The 19,977-nt window shown below is 63.8% G+C and carries 18 protein-coding genes; 7 read left to right on the forward strand and 11 right to left on the reverse strand.

What is annotated here, in order from left to right:
* Positions 1-31: 31 nt before the first annotated feature.
* From BFN03_RS09645 to BFN03_RS09665, 5 genes are all read right to left on the reverse strand, one after another.
* On the reverse strand, positions 32-1,027 hold the full coding sequence (locus tag BFN03_RS09645) for an ROK family protein (protein ID WP_070378831.1): 996 nt from the start codon (positions 1,025-1,027) through the stop codon (positions 32-34).
* Between the two features lie 59 nt (positions 1,028-1,086).
* Positions 1,087-1,539 carry a hypothetical protein gene (locus tag BFN03_RS09650; RefSeq protein WP_070378832.1) on the reverse strand — a complete coding sequence of 151 codons (453 nt, stop codon included), beginning with the start codon at positions 1,537-1,539 and terminating at the stop codon, positions 1,087-1,089.
* On the reverse strand, positions 1,536-2,777 hold the full coding sequence (locus tag BFN03_RS09655; protein WP_084385566.1) for an ArsA family ATPase: 1,242 nt from the start codon (positions 2,775-2,777) through the stop codon (positions 1,536-1,538). The genes BFN03_RS09650 and BFN03_RS09655 overlap by 4 nt, the downstream gene beginning before the upstream one ends.
* Positions 2,774-3,211 (reverse strand): SRPBCC family protein, encoded by a 438-nt coding sequence (locus BFN03_RS09660; protein ID WP_070378833.1) that lies wholly within the window; start codon positions 3,209-3,211, stop codon positions 2,774-2,776. The genes BFN03_RS09655 and BFN03_RS09660 overlap by 4 nt, the downstream gene beginning before the upstream one ends.
* A gap of 204 nt (positions 3,212-3,415) precedes the next feature.
* Positions 3,416-3,790 (reverse strand): polyketide cyclase / dehydrase and lipid transport, encoded by a 375-nt coding sequence (locus BFN03_RS09665; protein WP_070378834.1) that lies wholly within the window; start codon positions 3,788-3,790, stop codon positions 3,416-3,418.
* Between the two features lie 171 nt (positions 3,791-3,961).
* Between BFN03_RS09665 and BFN03_RS09670 the strand changes: the two genes are divergently transcribed.
* From BFN03_RS09670 to BFN03_RS09700, 7 genes are all read left to right on the forward strand, one after another.
* On the forward strand, positions 3,962-5,773 hold the full coding sequence (locus tag BFN03_RS09670; protein WP_070380783.1) for an AMP-dependent synthetase/ligase: 1,812 nt from the start codon (positions 3,962-3,964) through the stop codon (positions 5,771-5,773).
* A gap of 222 nt (positions 5,774-5,995) precedes the next feature.
* Entirely contained in the window at positions 5,996-8,263 is a 2,268-nt protein-coding gene (locus tag BFN03_RS09675) for an Ig-like domain-containing protein (RefSeq protein ID WP_198163442.1), read from the forward strand.
* A 178-nt stretch (positions 8,264-8,441) separates the two neighbouring features.
* Positions 8,442-9,866, forward strand: coding sequence for an Ig-like domain-containing protein (locus BFN03_RS09680; protein WP_070378836.1), 1,425 nt, complete (start codon positions 8,442-8,444; stop codon positions 9,864-9,866).
* Positions 9,867-10,120: 254 nt separating this feature from the next.
* Complete coding sequence (locus BFN03_RS09685) at positions 10,121-11,587, forward strand: Ig-like domain-containing protein (protein WP_070378837.1); 1,467 nt, start codon at positions 10,121-10,123, stop codon at positions 11,585-11,587.
* A 254-nt stretch (positions 11,588-11,841) separates the two neighbouring features.
* Positions 11,842-13,266: an Ig-like domain-containing protein gene (locus tag BFN03_RS09690; protein ID WP_070378838.1), complete on the forward strand. Its 1,425-nt coding sequence runs from the start codon at positions 11,842-11,844 to the stop codon at positions 13,264-13,266.
* Positions 13,267-13,433: 167 nt separating this feature from the next.
* Positions 13,434-14,309, forward strand: a complete 876-nt coding sequence (locus BFN03_RS09695; protein ID WP_084385567.1) for an Ig-like domain-containing protein — start codon at positions 13,434-13,436, stop codon at positions 14,307-14,309.
* A gap of 118 nt (positions 14,310-14,427) precedes the next feature.
* Positions 14,428-15,303: an Ig-like domain-containing protein gene (locus tag BFN03_RS09700; RefSeq protein WP_070378840.1), complete on the forward strand. Its 876-nt coding sequence runs from the start codon at positions 14,428-14,430 to the stop codon at positions 15,301-15,303.
* Positions 15,304-15,621: 318 nt separating this feature from the next.
* On the opposite strand, the gene BFN03_RS09705 is transcribed toward BFN03_RS09700, so the two are convergent.
* The 6 genes from BFN03_RS09705 to BFN03_RS09730 form a co-directional block, all read right to left on the reverse strand.
* Positions 15,622-16,170 (reverse strand): hypothetical protein, encoded by a 549-nt coding sequence (locus BFN03_RS09705; protein ID WP_070378841.1) that lies wholly within the window; start codon positions 16,168-16,170, stop codon positions 15,622-15,624.
* Between the two features lie 5 nt (positions 16,171-16,175).
* On the reverse strand, positions 16,176-16,703 hold the full coding sequence (locus BFN03_RS09710) for an alternate-type signal peptide domain-containing protein (RefSeq protein WP_070378842.1): 528 nt from the start codon (positions 16,701-16,703) through the stop codon (positions 16,176-16,178).
* Between the two features lie 76 nt (positions 16,704-16,779).
* The gene (locus BFN03_RS20605; RefSeq protein WP_198163446.1) at positions 16,780-17,769 is read right to left on the reverse strand and encodes a hypothetical protein; all 990 of its coding nucleotides are present in this window, start codon (positions 17,767-17,769) and stop codon (positions 16,780-16,782) included.
* A gap of 128 nt (positions 17,770-17,897) precedes the next feature.
* The gene (locus BFN03_RS09720) at positions 17,898-18,515 is read right to left on the reverse strand and encodes a SipW-dependent-type signal peptide-containing protein (RefSeq protein ID WP_070378844.1); all 618 of its coding nucleotides are present in this window, start codon (positions 18,513-18,515) and stop codon (positions 17,898-17,900) included.
* A gap of 332 nt (positions 18,516-18,847) precedes the next feature.
* Entirely contained in the window at positions 18,848-19,396 is a 549-nt protein-coding gene (locus tag BFN03_RS09725) for a hypothetical protein (RefSeq protein ID WP_070378841.1), read from the reverse strand.
* A gap of 5 nt (positions 19,397-19,401) precedes the next feature.
* Positions 19,402-19,929 (reverse strand): alternate-type signal peptide domain-containing protein, encoded by a 528-nt coding sequence (locus tag BFN03_RS09730; RefSeq protein WP_070378842.1) that lies wholly within the window; start codon positions 19,927-19,929, stop codon positions 19,402-19,404.
* Positions 19,930-19,977 lie beyond the last annotated feature (48 nt).

Below are 19,977 nucleotides of genomic sequence, written 5' to 3' on the forward strand. Positions count from 1 at the left end.
GACAGCGCCCTGTGGGGTTCGATAGCCGGCATCAACTTACTCGATCAGGTATAACCGCGCGGGCGAGTTCGGCCGCTCCGATCATCCCCGCCGCCTCCCCCAACTGGGTCTGTCGGATGCGTGCCAGTGGCCGATGCCCGGCCCCGGTCGCCAGCGCGGCATAGTGCTCGCGGGCTTCGTCGATGAACAGCGGCGACGAACTCGCGACACCACCAGCGATCACTACGAGATCCGGGTCGTACACATCGCCGATCAGAGCCAGTCCGACACCCAGCCATCGGGCGAATTCCCGCATGGTCTCGAGCGCCAGCGGATCTCCGTCGTGCGCGGCGCCGCCTATCCGCCGCCCGGTCAGCCCGCCCGGATCGACCGCAACCTCCCGGGCGAGGAGCGTCGAGGTTGTCGGGTCGGCCGCCAATAGCTCGATCGCAGTGTCGACGAGCGCGGTCCCGCTGCAATACCTCTCCCAGCAGCCACGTTTGCCACAGGCGCAGGGACGACCGTCGGGAACGACCTGAATGTGGCCGAGTTCGGGCGCGACACCGTGAGTGCCGCGGTACAAGTGCCCGTCCGCGAGCAAGGCCGCTCCGATCCCGGTGCCGATGGCGAGCATCAACACGTTCCGACCACCAGCCGCCGCACCGAATCGGTGCTCGGCCCACGCGGCAGCGTTGACGTCGTGTTCGAGAATTACCGGAAGGCCCAATCGCTCTCCGAGGTCGCGGCCCACCGGTGCACCCACCCAGGGCAGGTGCGGCGCAAACCGTACCGTGGTGCGGTCCGGTGTGACGAACCCGGCGACCGCCAAGCCAACCGCGGCAACATCGTGCCGTCCAGCCAACTCGCGCACCGCACGGTCGAGACCATTCTCGAGAGCGGACGCTGATGTCGGCGTCGGCGACTGGAGCGAATCCAGCACCTCACCCGACGAATCGACCACCGAAGCCCTGATGCTCGTTCCACCCACATCGACGCCGATAGTCAGTGCCGAACTGCCGTCCGTCGCGCTACTTGCGGCTGTACCCATGGAGACGATTGTGCCGAAGCTCGATCGCAGGCGTGCACCAGAGCGGCAATGACCTGATCTCAGGTCTTGATGGTGACCGAGATCGGGACGAAAGCCGAACCGCCGGCCCGTTCGGCGTCGGAAGCGCCCTCCTCCGCACCGGACCTCGAGTCTCCGGCACCGCCCCACCCCGAGGCCTCAGATCCTGTCGTGCCGGGGCGCATCGCATCGGGCCCGGTCGCGCCACTGGCACTGTGCTCGTCGAGAATCTGCCGCAACATCGCGATCAAAATTGATGCCTGGCTTGCAAGCAATGTCACAAGGTCGTGCTGCTCACCGCGGATCATCGCCGCGAGAGCGCACACCGGGCACCAGGAGCATCCAGACCATTGGCCGGCCTCCGAAGACGTTGCTTCGGCCCCCTCCGGTGTATGCGTGGTCACGATGCGCTGCACGATCGGCTCGATACGGTCCAGTGCGGCCTCGACGAGGAGCCGAAGTTCCTCCATCACCTGTGCGTGGTCGTCAGTCATACCGGCCACACCTGCGGATCGGGCGTGAAACGCACGACGAGGTCTGCACCGTCGAGTTCCGCATCGGCCACTACGCACCGGCGCAGGACCGATGCGAGGCGGAGACGACGGCGCACCCCTTCGGCCCCCACTATCAAGTCGTCCTCCACTCGCCCCAACGTCAACGTCGACGGATTCACGAGAGGTAGATGCATCCGCATCGTGTACACCGAATCCACACCCGCTCCTGATTCCAACCCCACCCGTACTGCGGGTGGGTTCTTTCCCAACACCGCAACCGCGTCCACGGTGTCGCCGTACAACTCCCGGGCGATACTGCCAAGATCGGCCAACCCTACCGGCTCGGTGACCGACTGGGTCACCGAGAGGATCGTGATGCCGCCGGCGCAGGCCTCCAGTTCCGAGAGCACCCTCTGCTCGAGCGCCCGCCGCCTGATCAACCACGCCACACCGGGATCGGCATGATCTGGCGGTGAATCAAATTGCGGTAGAAGTTTGTTCACGAGAATCGCGTCGATGCGCAGCCCGGACAGAGCCGCGACCGCAACTGTCCGCCGGGTTTCGGTCAGCACCATACGCTCCGGTGTCGTCACCAGTCGCACGGTGGTTCTAGAGCGGTCGGCAAGCAGTTCGCGAACCTCGCCGACAGCAGACACTACCTGTTCGATCAGGGTCACCAGCATGACCAGTCGAGGGTCGGACCCCACTGCCGTGGTCAGGCGGCGATGCTGAGGCCATACCCGCTCGATGTAGTCGAGCGCCATCGTCGGCGCGGCGAGTGTCCGCAAACAGTCCGCAGTAGCAGGACAGTCGACCACAACGGCGTCGTAGTCGCCCTCGGTCGCGAACCGAACGATCTCACGGAGTCCGAGCACGTCCTGCACACCAGGCAAACCGGTCAGCTCCTCGGGCTGCGGCACCGACAACTGCCCGCCGTGGTCGTGAGCGCCGACGGCGGCGAGAACTGCTGCCAGACTGCGGAATCGCGCTTCCAGCAACGAGAGCGTGTCCAGTTCGATGACGTCGAGAGTCTCGCTCACCGGCACGACTCCCCTGGCGCCGCTCATCCCGAGAACATCGGCGACGGAATGGGCCTGGTCGAGCGAAACGAGGAGCGTCCTGGTGCCACGGTCCGCAGCCGCCTGCGCTGTCGCGGCGGCCAGGGTCGTCTTCCCCACACCCCCCTTCCCTACAAAGAATTGGACCCTGGCAGATCCGGGGCGGTTCTCACTGTTCAGCTTTCTACCCGTTTCTTGAGTTCTTTGAGCGCGGTGTCGGTGATCACCTTTTCGGCCTTGCGTTTGAACAATCCGATCATCGGGATAGTGAGGTCGACAGTGAGTTCGTACGTGACGATGGTGCCGCCGTCGGCAGTTTCCTCGAGCGCGTACGTGCCGAACTGCGATTTCTGGATCTCACCCGAGACGAGTTCCCAGCTCACTGACTTCCCGTCGGGCGCCCAGTCGTACTGCAGGACGTAGGTGTCCTTCACCATTCCGGCGTCGAGCATGAACCGGACTCGTGCCGCCCGGCCATCGTCTCGGGACTCGACAACTTCGACCGACTTTGCGGCGCTGACCCACGCCGGGTAGGCATCGAAATCCGCGATCACGTCCATCACCCGGGAGGGTGGCGCCTCGATTCTGATCGACCTCTTGGTCCTCTCGGGCATGGAGTGAACGCTTCCTTTCACCAGACGGGCCACCCCGACGATCGCCGGGCTGTGCGGTTGCCGTTCCTTATTTGTCTGTGTCTTGATTTGATTCTGTCTCGAGTTGGTTCTGTCTTGATCTGTCTGTGTCTCGCCCGACTATCACACACGATCTTCAGGCTCCGACACAATGCCGGGCTCCCGCTCCCGCGTGACCAACCCGGATCAGGAAGGTGGTTCACCGGCCAAGCGCCCCGCCTCGAGTTCTTTCTTGACCTCGAAAGACATCACCTTGCCCTCGACACGGCGACGGCGGTTCAACACGGCCAGATCCGGGGATCCGCCGGTTGGCGCCGGTTCGGCGTGAAGGAAGTAGTGAACGACCACCCCGTCCATCACGGGCTCGAGCCATACCTCCATCGTGCCGGTGAGCGGACCCTCGACCGTCCAGCGGATGCCCTTCTCGGCTCGATCCTCCCGGACGGCAAGCGTGAGATCGGGCCACCACCGGCGCCAGCGACTGCGCGGGGCAATCGCCGCCGCGACCCGCTGCGGCGGAGCCGCTATGAACGTCTGATCTGCAACTTGAATGCTGCTCACAGCAACTAGCTTCACACATCACCGTTCGGCGCCCACACGCCGGTTCCGCGAAACCCCTGGTGACTCGCTCTTGCGCACCAGCCGACGGGCTGGACACGGACCATGAGAAGAACCGTCTAGAGTTGAACCGAACAATTCTACTAGTCAGTATTTTCTGTGTCGGAGGTTTTCGTGTCCGAGTTCAGCGCACCTCAGTCGTACACCGTCGCGGAGGACTCCTCCGCCGTCGACTCGGTGTTTGCCCACGCAGCGGCCGACCCGAACCTGGTCGTGTACAAGCGCAAGATCGGTGCAAGCTGGTCCGATGTCACATCCGCCGAGTTCGCGCTCGAGGTCACCGCGGTGGCCAAGGGGCTGATCGCTCTCGGTGTGCAGCAGGGCGACCGTGTCGCGCTGATGTCGGCGACTCGGTACGAGTGGCCCCTGATCGATTTCGCCATCTGGGCGGCCGGCGGCGTGACTGTTCCGATCTACGAGACATCTTCCGCCGAGCAGGTCCGCTGGATCCTCGAGGATTCCGCCGCTATCCATCTCGTCGTCGAGAATGCCGCGCACGCAGCCACAGTAGAGACCGTCGCCGAGGAGGCGCCGGCCTTGCGGGGTGTTCACCAGATCGAACCTGCCGACGGAGGACGCGGCGCAGTTGCGGAATTCATTGCTCTGGGCGCCGATGTGCCGGACTCCGAGGTACAAGGCCGCGTCGCGGCGTTGAAGGCCGCCGATCCTGCCACCCTCATCTACACCTCCGGCACCACCGGCAGGCCCAAGGGGTGCCAACTCACCCACGCGAACCTCGTTGCGGAGTCCAAAGGCATCCTCGACTCCAGCCTCGGCACAGTCCTGAAGACCCCCGGAATGAACACCCTCATGTTCTTGCCGATGGCGCACGTCCTCGCCCGTGCGGTGAGCATCGCGGCATTCGACGCCGGCGCCACGCTCGGCCACACCAGCGACATCCCGAATCTCGTCCCCACGTTCGGAGAGTTCCGGCCCGGCTTCATCCTGTCCGTCCCGCGCGTGTTCGAGAAGGTGTACAACAGCGCGCGCAGCAAGGCGCACGGCGAGGGTAGGGGCAAGATCTTCGACGCCGCCGCGGAAACGGCGATCGCCTGGAGCGAGGCTCAGGACAAGGGCGGCCCCGGGCTCGTCCTCAAGGCCAAGCACGCACTGTTCGACAAGCTCGTGTTCTCGAAGCTACGCAGCGCCCTCGGCGGCCAGTGCCAACTGGCGATCTCCGGTGGGGCACCCCTCGGCGCCCGTCTGGGTCACTTCTTCCGCGGGATCGGCATCACTATCTACGAGGGCTACGGCCTCACAGAGACGTCGGCCGCGTTCGCCGTCAACACAATCGGTGCGCAGAAGATCGGCACAGTCGGTAAGCCGTTGTCGGGCAACTCGGTTCGAATCGCCGAAGACGGCGAGATCCTGCTGTCCGGCCCGGTCGTCTTCAACGGGTACTGGCGCAATGAGAGCGCCACCGCCGAGTCGCTCGAGAACGGCTGGTTCCACACCGGCGATCTCGGCTCGGTCGACGCCGACGGCTACATCACCATCACGGGACGCAAGAAGGAGATTATTGTCACAGCGGGTGGCAAGAACGTCTCTCCCGCCCCGCTCGAAGACCAGCTTCGTGCCCACCCCCTCATCAGCCAGGCCATCGTGGTGGGCGATCAGCAGCCCTTCATCGGCGCCTTGATCACCATCGACGCCGACTCCGTGCCTGCGTGGAACGAGCGCCACGACAAGCCCGCCGACACAAACGTCGCTGATCTCGCCACCGACGCCGACTTGGTCGCCGAGATCGATGCTGCCGTTTCCGAGGCCAACAAGCTGGTGTCGCACGCCGAGGCGATCAAGAAGTTCCGGGTCCTGCCCGTCGACTTCACCGAAGAGACAGGTGAACTCACGCCCACGATGAAGCTCAAGCGCAACGTGGTGCAGGAGAGATTCGCCGACGATATCGCCGCCCTCTACTCAAAGTAGGTTCTGCCTGCGATACGCTTCGCCCGGGGTGGGGTGAGCCGTCCGAAAATTGTCCTGCCGAAACCCGTTCCGGGGTAGGACAAGGCCGACACCATTCTTCGAAATTGCCGTGCATTTCCACGTCATGTGGTCTACTGCACCGAATTGTCAGCACTGGATACGAGAAAATCTCGACGGCCGGGCATCTTGCTGATGCCTTCCGGCCGCCGTGGAGGGGTCTGCATGTTTGCAAGGAACATCCGCCGCGTGGTCGGCGGAGTGAGTGCGGTCGCGATGGCCGCTGGATTGGCGGTGACGGTCGGTGCCGGCGCCGCGAGTGCGGCGGAGGGCAAAAAGACCTGGAACGACGGTAACACCAAGTTCACCCGAACGATCAGCAACGTCGATCCCCGCGAGGGCGACACCATCACCGTGAAGACGAAGTTCTACAAAGAATTCGGTGGTGTGGCGGAATACATCTACGAGGTCAAGGACTGGCACCCGTCGTGCCTGACGGTCCAGTCGGCCAAGGTCAACGGCAAGAGCTACAGCATTGCCGGCAAGGGTGATGATTGGGCCAGGGTCGACGGCAACCTCACCAAGTGGCCGATCCAGCCGATCCTCAACCCACGGTCCCAGACCTACGAATTCAAGTACAAGGTCGGCGCGGACTGCGACCGCAATGTCGGGCTGAAGACGGGCCTGAGCTACGACAGTTCCCTCGGCGGCGGCTCGTACAAGACCAAGGGCCCCAACATCACAGTCAAGATGAACAACACGTCCACGACGCTCGGGCCGGTGCCTGGCGCTGTGGTCGGCGCGCCGGTTACCCTGAGCGCCAACGTGACCGGTGGCCACGAGGGCGACAAGGTCGGCTTCTACGACGGAGACACCAAGATCGGCGACGGTCGTTTGAATGACGACGGTGCGGCGACAATCGAGTGGACTCCGGAGACCGATGGTGCGCACACCCTGTCTGCACAATTCTCGGAAACCTCGAGAGCTAAAGGCTCGCAGTCGGCTACGCAGACCGTAACGGTCGCCGGCCCCGAGGTCACGGCCACGACGCTGACCGGTCCGACGACCGCGCTGACCGGCAACGAGGTGGTCTTCACCGCCCAGGTCACGCCGAGCCCGGCCGACGGCACCGTCCAATTCAGGGACGGCGGAATCGATCTCGGCCCCGCCATCTCCGTCAACCCGGACGGAACCGCGACCCTCGCCCACACCTTCGACACCGCTGGCCCCCACGAGATCGTCGCCGTCTACTCCGGCATCCCCGGTGTCCTCGGATCGACCTCCGCCAACCACACCGTCGCAGTTTCCGAGGGCACAGCCACTACTCTGACCGGTCCGACCACCGCGCTGACCGGCAACGAACTGGTCTTCACCGCCCAGGTCACACCGAACCCGGCCGACGGCACCGTCCAATTCAAGGACGGCGGAATCGATCTCGGCCCCGCCATCTCGGTCAACCCGGATGGCGTCGCGACCCTCGCCCACACCTTCGACACCGCTGGCCCCCACGAGATCGTCGCCGTCTACTCCGGCACCCCCACCTTCACCGAATCGACCTCGGCCGCTCACACCGTTGAGGTGTCGGTACCAGAGGTCACCACCACCACACTGACCGGTCCGACCACAGCGAAGGCCGGTGACGAACTGGTCTTCACCGCCCAGGTCACACCGAACCCGGCCGACGGCACCGTCCAATTCAAGGACGGCGGAATCGATCTCGGCCCCGCCATCTCGGTCGACCCGGATGGCATCGCGACCCTCGCCCACACCTTCGACACCGCTGGCACGCGCGAGATCACGGCCGTCTTCACCGGCACCCCTGCCTTCATCGGATCGACCTCGGCTAACCACACCGTCGCAATCTCCGAATTCACCACGACGGCGCTGACCGGTCCGACCACTGCGCTGACCGGCGACGAAGTCGCCTTCATCGCCCAGATCACACCGAACCCGGCCGGCGGCACCGTCCAATTCAAGGACGGCGGAATTGATCTCGGCCCCGCAGTCGCCGTGAATCCGGATGGCACCGCAACCCTCCCCCACACCTTCGACACCGTCGGCCCGCACCAGATCGCGGCCGTCTACTCCGGTGCCCCCGGCTTTGTCGGATCGACCTCCGTCATCCACACGGTCACGGTGTCTGCACCGGACCCGGAGGACGTCGCGACCACGACGGAGCTGACTGCACCTGAGTCCGCAGAGAAGGGCGCTGCGGTCGATCTGATCGCGACGGTTTCCCCGAGCCCTGCTGGCGGCACCGTCCAGTTCTTCGACGGCGCAACCCCGATCGGAGCCCCGGTAGACGTGGTTGACGGAAGGGCGACACTGTCGCACGCCTTCGCAGTGGCCGGCGATCGCAACGTCTCCGCGGTCTACGGCGGAACGGAGGGCTTCCGCGGCTCGACCGCCCAGCCCGTCACCGTCACTGTCACCGACGACGGCACCGGTCCCGGTCCCGACTCGGGATCGGCCGACAACGTCTTCGGGTCCTGAGGTGAATCGGATCCCGACGTGAAGTAGCACCGGACCGGCCGCCCGCGTTGAACGGGCGGCCGATCTGATGCGTGGTCACCCGGTCAACTTGTACTTCTGCCCACAGAAGTGCGCTATTGTCTACGCCAATCCAAGCAAGTTGGACAGCTGTCCTAATTTGTATCCGAGAGGAATCTGCATGCTTGACAGGAACATTCGCCGTGTGGTCGGCGGCGTCGGTGCCGTAGCCGTGGCCGCGGGGTTCGCGGTAACGGCCGGTGCCGGCACCGCGAGCGCGGCTTCCGACTCGATCACCTGGAACGACGGCAACACCAAGTTCACCCGCACGATCAGCGACGTCGACCCCCGCGAGGGCGACACCATCACCGTAGAGACCAAGTTCTACAAGGAATTCGGTGGTATTGCGGAGTACATCTACGAGGTCACCGACTGGCACCCGGCGTGCCTGACGGTCGAGTCCGCGAAGGTGAACGGGAGCAGCTACAGCATCGACAGCTGGGGTGACAACTGGGCCAAGGTCGAGGGCAACCTCACCAAGTGGCCGATCCAGCCGATCCTCGACCCACGGTCGCAGAAGTTCGAGTTCACGTACCGGGTCGGCGCGGACTGTGACCGCGATGAAGTGCTCGAGACGGGCTTGAGCTACGACAGCTCCCTCGGCGGCGGCTCGTACAAGACCAGGGGCCCCAACATCGAGGTCCGGCTGAACCGGACCACGACCACGCTCGACGCACCGTCGAACACGCAGGTCGGGCAGTCGGTGTTGCTGAACGCCACCGTGGATGGTGGCGCCCAGGGCGACAACGTCGAGTTCTACGACGGCAATGCCAAGATCGGGGAGGCCCCGCTCAACAGTGAGCGTGTGGCGACCTACAACTGGACACCCTCCACGACCGGCAACCACAGCATGTCCGCGAAGTACCTGGCCACCTCGAAGGCGGAGGGCTCCCAGTCGCGGGCGACGAACGTGAACGTCACGGCGACTGACGTCGGGTCGTCGACCATCCTCGCCCCGGTCACCGGCGCGCAGGTCGGTCAGCCCAGCACCCTGAGGGCGACGGTCGCGCCCGCCGGTGCCGGCGGCACAGTCGAGTTCAGGGACGGCGGTACGACGCTGGCCAACGTCCCGGTCGAAGCCGGCGGTGTAGCCACCTACACATGGGTGCCCTCCGCGTCGGGCAACCACAACATCACCGCGTCGTTCTCCGGACGTCCGGGTGTCGCCGGATCGACGACCTCGGCCAGCGTGACCGTGGCGGAGGCACCGGTCGGCAACATCAACTCGACAACGGTCCTCACCATCGGTGCCAACCCGACAGTCGATGTGGCGCAGACCATCACCGCTCAGGTGACCCCCGGGAACGCTGGTGGCACCGTCACTTTCAAGGACGGTAACGACGTCATCGGAACCTCGTCGGTCGACGCCAACGGTGTGGGCACCGTCACCTGGGTGCCCGAGAATGATGGCCAGCGCGAGATCACGGCCGAATACTCCGGCGCGGGCAACGTGAACGCGTCCGTCGGCCGGCAGGACGTGGTCGTCGCTCCCGTCCCGAGTGGCGGCGGCCCCGCTGGCAGCACGGGAAACATGTTCGGTTCCTGAGGTAGCTGACGGTTCTGAGAAACCGATGACACAGTGTGGCCCGTGCGAAACCATCGCACGGGCCACACTGCTATGGCCGCAACACGACTCGCGCGGTCTTACCAGGAACGCGACAGGCATCTTTGCAGGGGGTTTCAGCCCGACGCGGATAGTTGACGGGCCAAAATTCAACTGATTTGTCCGAAATGCGCTATTGTCTACGCCGATCCAGCAAGTTGGACAGCTGTATGAATTCGCACTCGAGAGGAATCTGCATGCTTGACAGGAACATTCGCCGCGTGGTCGGCGGCCTCAGTGCCGTTGCGGTGGCCGCGGGGTTCGCGGTGACGGTCGGTGCCGGCACCGCGACTGCGGCTTCCGGCTCGAAGATCTGGAACGACGGCAACACCAAGTTCACCCGGACGATCAGCAATGTCGATCCCCGCGAGGGCGAGACCATCACCGTGGAGACCAAGTTCTACAAGGAATTCGGTGGTGTGGCGGAGTACATCTACGAGGTCAAGGACTGGCACCCGTCGTGCCTGACGGTCGAGTCGGCCAAGGTCAACGGCAAGAGCTACAGCATTGCCGGCAAGGGTGATGATTGGGCCAGGGTCGACGGCAACCTCACCAAGTGGCCGATCCAGCCGATCCTCAACCCACGGTCGCAGAAGTTCGAGTTCACGTACCGGGTCGGCGCGGACTGTGACCGCAATGTCGGGCTGCAGACGGGCCTGAGCTACGACAGCTCCCTCGGCGGTGGCTCGTACAAGACCAAGGGCCCCAGCATCAACGTCCGGATGAACCAGACCACCACCACTCTGGACGCGCCGACGAGTGCCCAGGTCGGACAGTCGGTGTTGCTGAACGCAACCGTGACCGGTGGCGCCCAGGGCAACGATGTCGAGTTCTACGACGGCGGTGCCAAGATCGCGACCGTCCCGCTCAACAGCGACGGCGTGGCGACCTTCAACTGGACGCCCTCCACCACCGGCAACCACAGCTTGTCCGCGCAGTTCCTCGCCACCTCGAAGGCCGAGGGCTCGCATTCGCAGGCGACGAACGTGAGCGTCACGCAGACCGACACCGAGTCGTCGACCATCCTCGCACCGGTCACCGGCGCACAGGTCGGTCAGCCCACCACCCTGAGGGCAACGGTCACGCCCGGCGGTGCCGGCGGCACGGTCGAGTTCAAGGACGGCGGCGCGACGTTGGCCAACGTCCCGGTCGACGACAATGGCGTCGCCACCTACACGTGGGTGCCCTCCATCGCGGGCGACCACAACATCACCGCGTCGTTCTCCGGGCGCGCGGGCGTGCTGGGATCGACCACCTCCGCCAACGTGAACGTGGCGGCGGCACCGGTCGACAACGTCGACTCGACAACGGTCCTCACCATCGACGATGACCCGACAGTCGGTGTGGCGCAGACCATCATCGCCCGAGTGACCCCCGGGGACGCCGGCGGCACCGTCACCTTCAAGGAAGGCGACATCGTCATCGGAACCTCGTCGGTCGATGCCAACGGTGTGGCCACCGCCACGTGGACACCCTCTCGTGACGGCCAGCGCAGCATCACTGCCGAGTACTCCGGTGCGGGCAACGTGAACGCGTCCGTCGACCAGCAGTCCGTGATCGTCGGAGGCGTCCCCGGTGGCGGCGACGGCGATGGCGACGGCGGCGGCGACGGTGACGGCGGAAACGACGGCGGAGGCAGCTCGGGAAACACCTTCGGTTCCTGAGATAGCTGACGGTTCTTAGAAACCGCTGACACAGTGTGGCCCGTGCGAAACCATCGCACGGGCCACACTGCTATGGCCGCAACACGACCGACGCGGTCTTACCAGTAATGCGACAAGCATCCGCGTGTCGCATTACTGGCCGACGCGAAAGTCGCATGGCCAATTTTCACCTCTCTATACCACAAGTGCGCTAATCTCTAAGCGAAACAAGCCAATTGGACGCTTGTCTAACTTCGCACTCGAGAGGAATCTGTGTGTTTGACAAGAACATTCGCCGTGTGATCGGCGGCATCAGTGCGGTGGCGGTGACTGCGGGACTCGCGGTGACGGTCGGTGCCGGAACCGCGAGCGCGGCTTCCGAAACGATCACCTGGACCAATTCCAACACCAAGTTCACCCGAACGATCAGCGATGTAAACCCCAGCGAAGGCGACATCATCACCTCGAAGACGAAGCTCGAGCGGAGCGCTGCGCTCGAGTACATCTATCGGGTCTGGGACTACCACCCGCCATGCCTGACTGTCGAGTCGGCGAAGGTGGACGGAAAGTCTCAGAAACTCGAAAGCTGGGGTGATGATTGGGCAAAGGTCGAGGGTAGCTGGGTTGTGCAGCCGCTCATCGGTACGAAGTCTCGCACGTTCGAATTCTCGTACCGGGTCGGCGCGGACTGTGACCGCAATACGCTCCTCACGACGGGGGTCAAGTACGAGGGCTCGCTGATCCACCGCGATCAGATATTCAAGGACAAGGGCCCGCACATCAACGTCCGAATGAACTCCACCAGTACCGATCTCGCCGCGCCGACCGATATGCAGCTTGGAGAGTCGACGCTGCTGGCAGCGACCGTGACCGGCGGTGCCCAGGGCGACAGCGTGGAATTCTACGACGGCAACGCCAAGATCGGGGCCGCTCAGCTGGGCAGTGATCTCGTGGCGACAATCAACTGGACGGCCTCCACCACCGGCAACCACAGCTTGTCCGCGAGATTCTTGGCAACCTCGAAGGCTGAGGGCTCACAATCGCCCGTGAAGAACGTCAGCGTCTCGCAGACCGATATCGTGTCGACGACCGGCCTTGCTCCCGTAGTCGGTGCGCAGGTAGGCCAATCCACCGTCCTGCGAGCAACGGTCTCGCCGACCGGCCCCGGCGGCACGGTCGAGTTCAAGGACGGCGGCACGACGCTGGGCAACGTACCCGTCGATGACAACGGTGCTGCCACGTACACGTGGGTGCCTTCCACCTCAGGCGACCACTCCGTCACCGCAACGTTCTCCGGACGCGCGGGTGTCACCGGGTCGACCACCTCCGCCATCGTCAATGTGGCTGAGGCGCCTGCCGGCAACGTCGACTCGACAACGGCCCTCACCATTGACGGCGCCCCCACAGTCGGTGTCGAGCAGACCATCACGGCGCAGGTAAACCCCAGTGATGCCGGTGGCACCGTCACTTTCAAGGTGGGTGACTCCGTTCTCGGCGACAGGCCAGTCGGCCCGAACGGTATCGCAACCATCCAGTGGACTCCCGAGCGCAATGGGGAGCACAGCATCACCGCCGAGTACTCCGGCGCAGGCAACGTGAACGCGTCCACGGACCAGGAAATCGTGAATGTCGGAGGCGCCGACCCTGGTGACGGCGGAAATGGCAGCAGCGGCAGCATTGGGAACATCTTCGGTTCCTGAAATAGCTGACGGTTCTAAATAGCTGACGGTTCTAAGGAACCACTGACACAGTGTGGCCCGTGCGAAACCATCGCACGGGCCACACTGCAACGTCCGCGATCGCAGACACCTTGCAAGCTCCAAGAAGAACTGGACACTCGTGCCAGTTCTGACTACGCTGCACCGCCATGATGTCTAGAGTCGGCTCACCGATCAGCCGCGAGCGACTTACCGCTGCCATGGGTGCCGCTGTTCTTGCCATGTCCCTGGCAGTGTTCGGCGCACAGGCCGCCCACGCCGACTCCAACGACCTGCTCATAACCGCGGAAGACGCGCCTCCCGGCGACACGTCATCTGTTCCCGCCTTCGAGGGCGACCTCGCCCCCGGCCAGGAGATCACGCAGACCTGGAAGCTCGAGAACCAGTCCGACCAGGGAGGCTTTGCCAACGTATATCTGGGCGACTGGAACAAGACTTCGCCGGACGTAAAGGCATATGTACGGGCCCAGATCGGAGACGATTTCGGCGACAACGTAGACCTCGTCGACAATGCAACCGCGCCGGGGACCGAGTTGGCGTCTGCCTTCCTAGGAGCCGGCCAAAGCGTCAAGATGGTCCTCGTGGTCGGCATGCCCATCGACGCCGACATGTTGTTGCCAGACCAGTCCGTCGACCCGGACTTCCGTATCGACTTGGTGCCCGACACCGATGCCACCCCGACGACCACCACACTCGGCGGCCCGACTCACGCGACTACCGATCAGTCCGTGAGCCTCTCGGCCGAAGTGACGAGTGCGGAGAGCGACGCCGTCGGCGGCACAGTCCAATTCAAGGACAACGGCGCCGATATCGGCGATCCGGTCCAACTGGTGGAGGGTCGTGCGACGCTACCTCACACCTTCACCACCGAGGGCGAGCACGAGATCACTGCGGTATACAGCGGTGCGGCCGGCTTCGAACGCTCCACCGGCCAGGACCGTACGGTCACCGTCACCGCCCCGAGTATCTTCGGTACAGGTTCCTTCGGATCTCTCGGAAGCCTGGGCAATATCTTCGGTTCGTAGCGCCGCCGGACCCGGGTTTGTCTGACAGACAAATCAATTCAGGGCCGAATGCCCTCGAATGAGCCCAAATTCCTCAAAAACTGGACGCTTGGTCCAGTTCTGGATATGCTGCGTCGTCATGACGACAACCATCAGCGCATCAGGCAGCCTCAAACGGCTGACCACTGCCTTCGGCGGCGCGATTCTTGCCCTGTTCCTGGCAATGTTCGGAGCGCTGGTGGCGCCCGCAGCAGCCCACGCCGAAGTGAACGACCTCGAATACTCCGCAGACAACACGACCTGGGGTGGCCTGGAGCAGATTCCAGCCATCGAGGGCCAACTCGTCCCCGGCGAGGAGCTCAGCTCCACCTTCTATGCGAGGAACAACACCGAGCGGGGTGGGATTCTCCAGGTCTACCTCGGTAACTGGACGATTTCCCGCGGGATGCAGGCCTACGTCCGGGTGGAGATCAACGACGCGTCCGGTCCCCGCGTGGACCTCACCACCCTGGAAGAAGCCGTGCCGGGCACCGAGCTCAACGCGATCCGGGTCGACCCCGGCCAGACCGCCAAGGTGAGCCTGGTTGTCGGCATGCCCAGCGAGGCAGACAACGGTTCCCAGAATGGGTCCGTCGAGCCGAACTTCTCCCTCGACTTCGAGGTTGACGGCGCCCTCGAGACGACCACTACTGTGACAGTCCCGGGCGCTGCAAAGATCGATGAGGCCGTCAACCTCTCGGCCGTTGTGAAGGGACCGCAGGGCGACGCAGTCGGTGGCACGGTCCAGTTCCAGGCGGACGGCAACGACATCGGCGATGCAGTCGCACTGGTCAACGGCGAAGCAACCCTGCAGTACACCTTCACCGACGCCGGCGACTATGAGATCACCGCGATCTACAGCGGGACAGACGGCTTCAACGGTTCCGTGAGCGAGGCGCAGGAAGTTTCCGTCACCGACGGCGACGGAAACGGCGGCGGCGACGGCGGCGGCTCGAGCAACTTCGGTTCTTCGTAGCCAACTGATCACCTGACACCCACCGAAAAAGCCCCTCACCGCTACGGTGAGGGGCTTTTTCGTGCAATCCCTACCCTGGGGTACCCCATGCCGACAATCGCTGGCACACAGCCGATTACGAGGTGCCTTATCCGCTCTTGTCGGCCTCTGGTTCCTCGAGCTCCCTGGACGAGATAGCAAGGGGCCTGGACGAGATAGCAAGAGGCGCCGCCGGGGTGGGTGTCCCGGCGGCGCCTCTAAATGCCCGCGTGGTCTGCTGTGCCTACATGTCAGGCATCAGCGTCTACACAGTGGTGTCGTGTCAGACCGTGTGGTTCATCAGGATTCGGCCCCGAACACGAACGACGCCGTAGTGCTCTCATTCGGCTGCGCATCCTCACCGACCGTGCCCCGCATACACAACACCTCACTAGCCCCCGGCTCCACCATCCGCCACTGAGGTGCCGCCGGCGCCTGCGCACCAATCAACGGCCCGTCATAGACCACCGTGGCCGCCACCGGATCACCCTCCGCAGGACACGCCTCAGGCGAATCCACCACGAACACCGTCAAATCCAACGGCACCGCAGCATTCGACTGCATCGCATCCTGCAACCGGTACTTCATCACCACATCACCAGAATTGATGATCGGAATCGGCGCCTGCGCATACTGACCCCCACCCAGGCCCTCCTTCGCCAACGCCTCGAACGGGTAATCGGTCACCCCCGCACCACCGACCGCCAAATCCAACGTGCCCGACGAAATCGAACCGGGACTGAGCGTCTCGGTCTGACTCCACAACGCACCAGTCTGCTGCGACGACATCAACGCCACCCCAGCCACCGCCGCACCACCAACAGCCACCCACCGAGTCTTGTTCGACATCAGCCCTACACCTGCCTCAACGTGACATTGAACTCGGACAAGTCGACCTGCACCGCCTGCGCCGCCTCACCATCGGTCGCCGGATCGAACGTGATGATCACCTTCACATCCACCACCGCACCATCGAACGACGGAGTGATCACCACCCCGCTCGCATCCACCGGCACCGGAGCACCCCCCGACGTCGCGGTGATCTTGTGCTCGACCACCCCGGAGAACGCCTCATCCCCCACGATGGTGGCCTCGTCAACCGCCAGACTCGCCCGCAGATTCGTGCCCTGCGCAGTCACCTGGAAACTCGCCCGATACGTCAACACATCCCCGGGCACCGCTCGGAAGTCGGTCACCTCGATCGGACCATTCTGATCCGCCCACGCCGGCGTATCGAGCTGCGACAAAGCCAGAGCACCCGCCCCGATCGCACCACCACCGACACCCGTGGCCGCGTTCCACGCGGCCATCGTGCCCGCACCCCCGGCCAACAACACCGTCGCCGCACCCGCAGCAACCGCGCCCTTCAACTTGTTGTTCATCACCTGGTCAACTTTCGTCGGACCCCAACAGGGGCAGAAGAATTCGGTCCCATCACCGGCACCACAGCAAAGCCGGTCACTTCTGGACCAGGTCCGCGATGAACACCGGCAGCTCAACGGACTCCGGATCCACCGCAGACTTATCCCAACCGCTCGACGCCCCGACCAGGAACAACTCACCGGAATCGACGACCCACAACTCATCCGAATCGGCCGCCCACTGCACCGCAGCGTCCTCACCGACCGCGAAGTCCGCCACCACCGAACCCGACTCGCCCGTGATCACCAACTGCGACGACGTCACCGCCGCCACAAAGTTCCCCGACGCCGACATATTCACAATCGCCGAACCACCACCAGCAGACGACGAACCCCCACCACTGCCGGTGTCCACCGAATCATCAGTAGCCTCAGTCGTATCCGGGGCCTCCGTCGTCGGCTCATCGATCTGCTCGTCAACCGGCTCATCCGCCGCCAGACCGGCAGACGCCATACTCATACTCTTCGAAGAAAAGTCCTGAGTAACCGTCTGAACATTCTCCCCTGGCGGGTTCGCGACATACCTCTCGCCGCCATCGCACTTCGTGATAGTGACGGTCTTGGCTTGGACCCTCTGCCCACGCCATCCCGTCGACTTGTTCGGGCCGTTGACGGTGTGTATCTCCACCGTGTAGTCCCTGCCGGTGTCATTGATGTCGGCGGTGTACGACGTCTTTGTGCCAACATTCTTTCTTGTCTTGACGTTTCCGTTGCTGTCCCGGCGTACAACGACCTCATAGGTGTAGTCGTCCCCCATCGGTGTCTTCCCCAGGCTGTCCCAAGAGACCTTCGCATCGTCAGCCAGCCAACCGCCCACGGTCTTGCAGCTCGTATCCTTGACGACCGGAGTCGGGTAGAAGTTCGAAATCGCACCGAACGAACTCGCCGCAGACGCGGTATCAGTGAACGCCGCAGCCGTACCCGACGTCGTCGCCACCAAAGCCGACAACCCCACCGCACCCAACGCCATCAAAGGCCGCGCCGGCAGAAGGCGCGACGCGAGAGTTCGGGTCTTGGTCACAGTCATGACCCCCAATTTGAATTGCTGCGTCGGTTTCTCATCGAAGTCGTTCTCCCCCATCGAAGTCGGCAACGGCTCGCCGGTTGGTAGATTTTGATCCGACCCAGTCGGATTTCCTTGCGCACTCATGATGTTCAAGCCGTCGTCGCGTGGAAGTTGAACGAAACATCCAGCGACTCACCCTCAACGCTGGGCGGCGTGTCCGTGACCAACCTGGTCTGGAAGCACACGTTCTGAGTCTCCCCCGGCGCCACCGTTATTGGCTCGTCGAGTAACTCCACCGAACCGTTTTTCACCAGACGCGTTTCCGACCCAATACGATTGCCACTGCACCTGTTGCCCGAGTCACTGTTCGGCTCACCGTCCTCGAGCAGAGTATTCATGTATGGAGCCATGTCCGAATTGGAGGACACCGCCTCTATCGTGAAGGTGAACGGCACCGAACCCGTGTTCGTCACCGGCAACGCCGCGGACACCCGATCACCCGGGTACATCCCCGCCGTGGAAAATGCGGCAAACGCGTACGCATCCGGATTGCCCTGCTCACCAGCGACCTCCAGATCGATCGAACCAGTCGAGAACACACCCGACGTCGCCGTCGCCGAATCACTCCAGGCCGCCAACGTCCCGATCGCACCGAGACCCAACACGATCCCCAGTGAAGCAAACGCTCGCGGCTTGCCACTCGACATCAACGACCGCGCACGGGCACCGAACCCCGGCGCTGAACTCGAAATCTCTTCACGAGACATTTGTTGCTATGCCTTTCCTGATCCATCTTGCAGGGGCACCGGCAACCCACGAATCTACGAAAATGGGTGCGGCAGTGACAATGTGAACAAGTTCTATCACGCTGAACGCAGAAACGACAGGCGTTCAGGCGCTCATCCTCGAAAAAACTGGTCGTTTGTCCATTTTTCACTATCGGGGTCGTCTGATTGACAACGACCCTGAGTACCGGACATAGAAGGCGCCGCCGGGGTGGGTGTCCCGGCGGCGCCTCTAAATGCCCGCGTGGTCTGCTGTGCCTACATGTCAGGCATCAGCGTCTACACAGTGGTGTCGTGTCAGACCGTGTGGTTCATCAGGATTCGGCCCCGAACACGAACGACGCCGTAGTGCTCTCATTCGGCTGCGCATCCTCACCGACCGTGCCCCGCATACACAACACCTCACTAGCCCCCGGCTCCACCATCCGCCACTGAGGTGCCGCCGGCGCCTGCGCACCAATCAACGGCCCGTCATAGACCACCGTGGCCGCCACCGGATCACCCTCCGCAGGACACGCCTCAGGCGAATCCACCACGAACACCGTCAAATCCAACGGCACCGCAGCATTCGACTGCATCGCATCCTGCAACCGGTACTTCATCACCACATCACCAGAATTGATGATCGGAATCGGCGCCTGCGCATACTGACCCCCACCCAGGCCCTCCTTCGCCAACGCCTCGAACGGGTAATCGGTCACCCCCGCACCACCGACCGCCAAATCCAACGTGCCCGACGAAATCGAACCGGGACTGAGCGTCTCGGTCTGACTCCACAACGCACCAGTCTGCTGCGACGACATCAACGCCACCCCAGCCACCGCCGCACCACCAACAGCCACCCACCGAGTCTTGTTCGACATCAGCCCTACACCTGCCTCAACGTGACATTGAACTCGGACAAGTCGACCTGCACCGCCTGCGCCGCCTCACCATCGGTCGCCGGATCGAACGTGATGATCACCTTCACATCCACCACCGCACCATCGAACGACGGAGTGATCACCACCCCGCTCGCATCCACCGGCACCGGAGCACCCCCCGACGTCGCGGTGATCTTGTGCTCGACCACCCCGGAGAACGCCTCATCCCCCACGATGGTGGCCTCGTCAACCGCCAGACTCGCCCGCAGATTCGTGCCCTGCGCAGTCACCTGGAAACTCGCCCGATACGTCAACACATCCCCGGGCACCGCTCGGAAGTCGGTCACCTCGATCGGACCATTCTGATCCGCCCACGCCGGCGTATCGAGCTGCGACAAAGCCAGAGCACCCGCCCCGATCGCACCACCACCGACACCCGTGGCCGCGTTCCACGCGGCCATCGTGCCCGCACCCCCGGCCAACAACACCGTCGCCGCACCCGCAGCAACCGCGCCCTTCAACTTGTTGTTCATCACCTGGTCAACTTTCGTCGGACCCCAACAGGGGCAGAAGAATTCGGT

It is taken from the genome of Rhodococcus sp. WMMA185, assembly GCF_001767395.1.
GTDB lineage: Bacteria > Actinomycetota > Actinomycetes > Mycobacteriales > Mycobacteriaceae > Rhodococcus_F.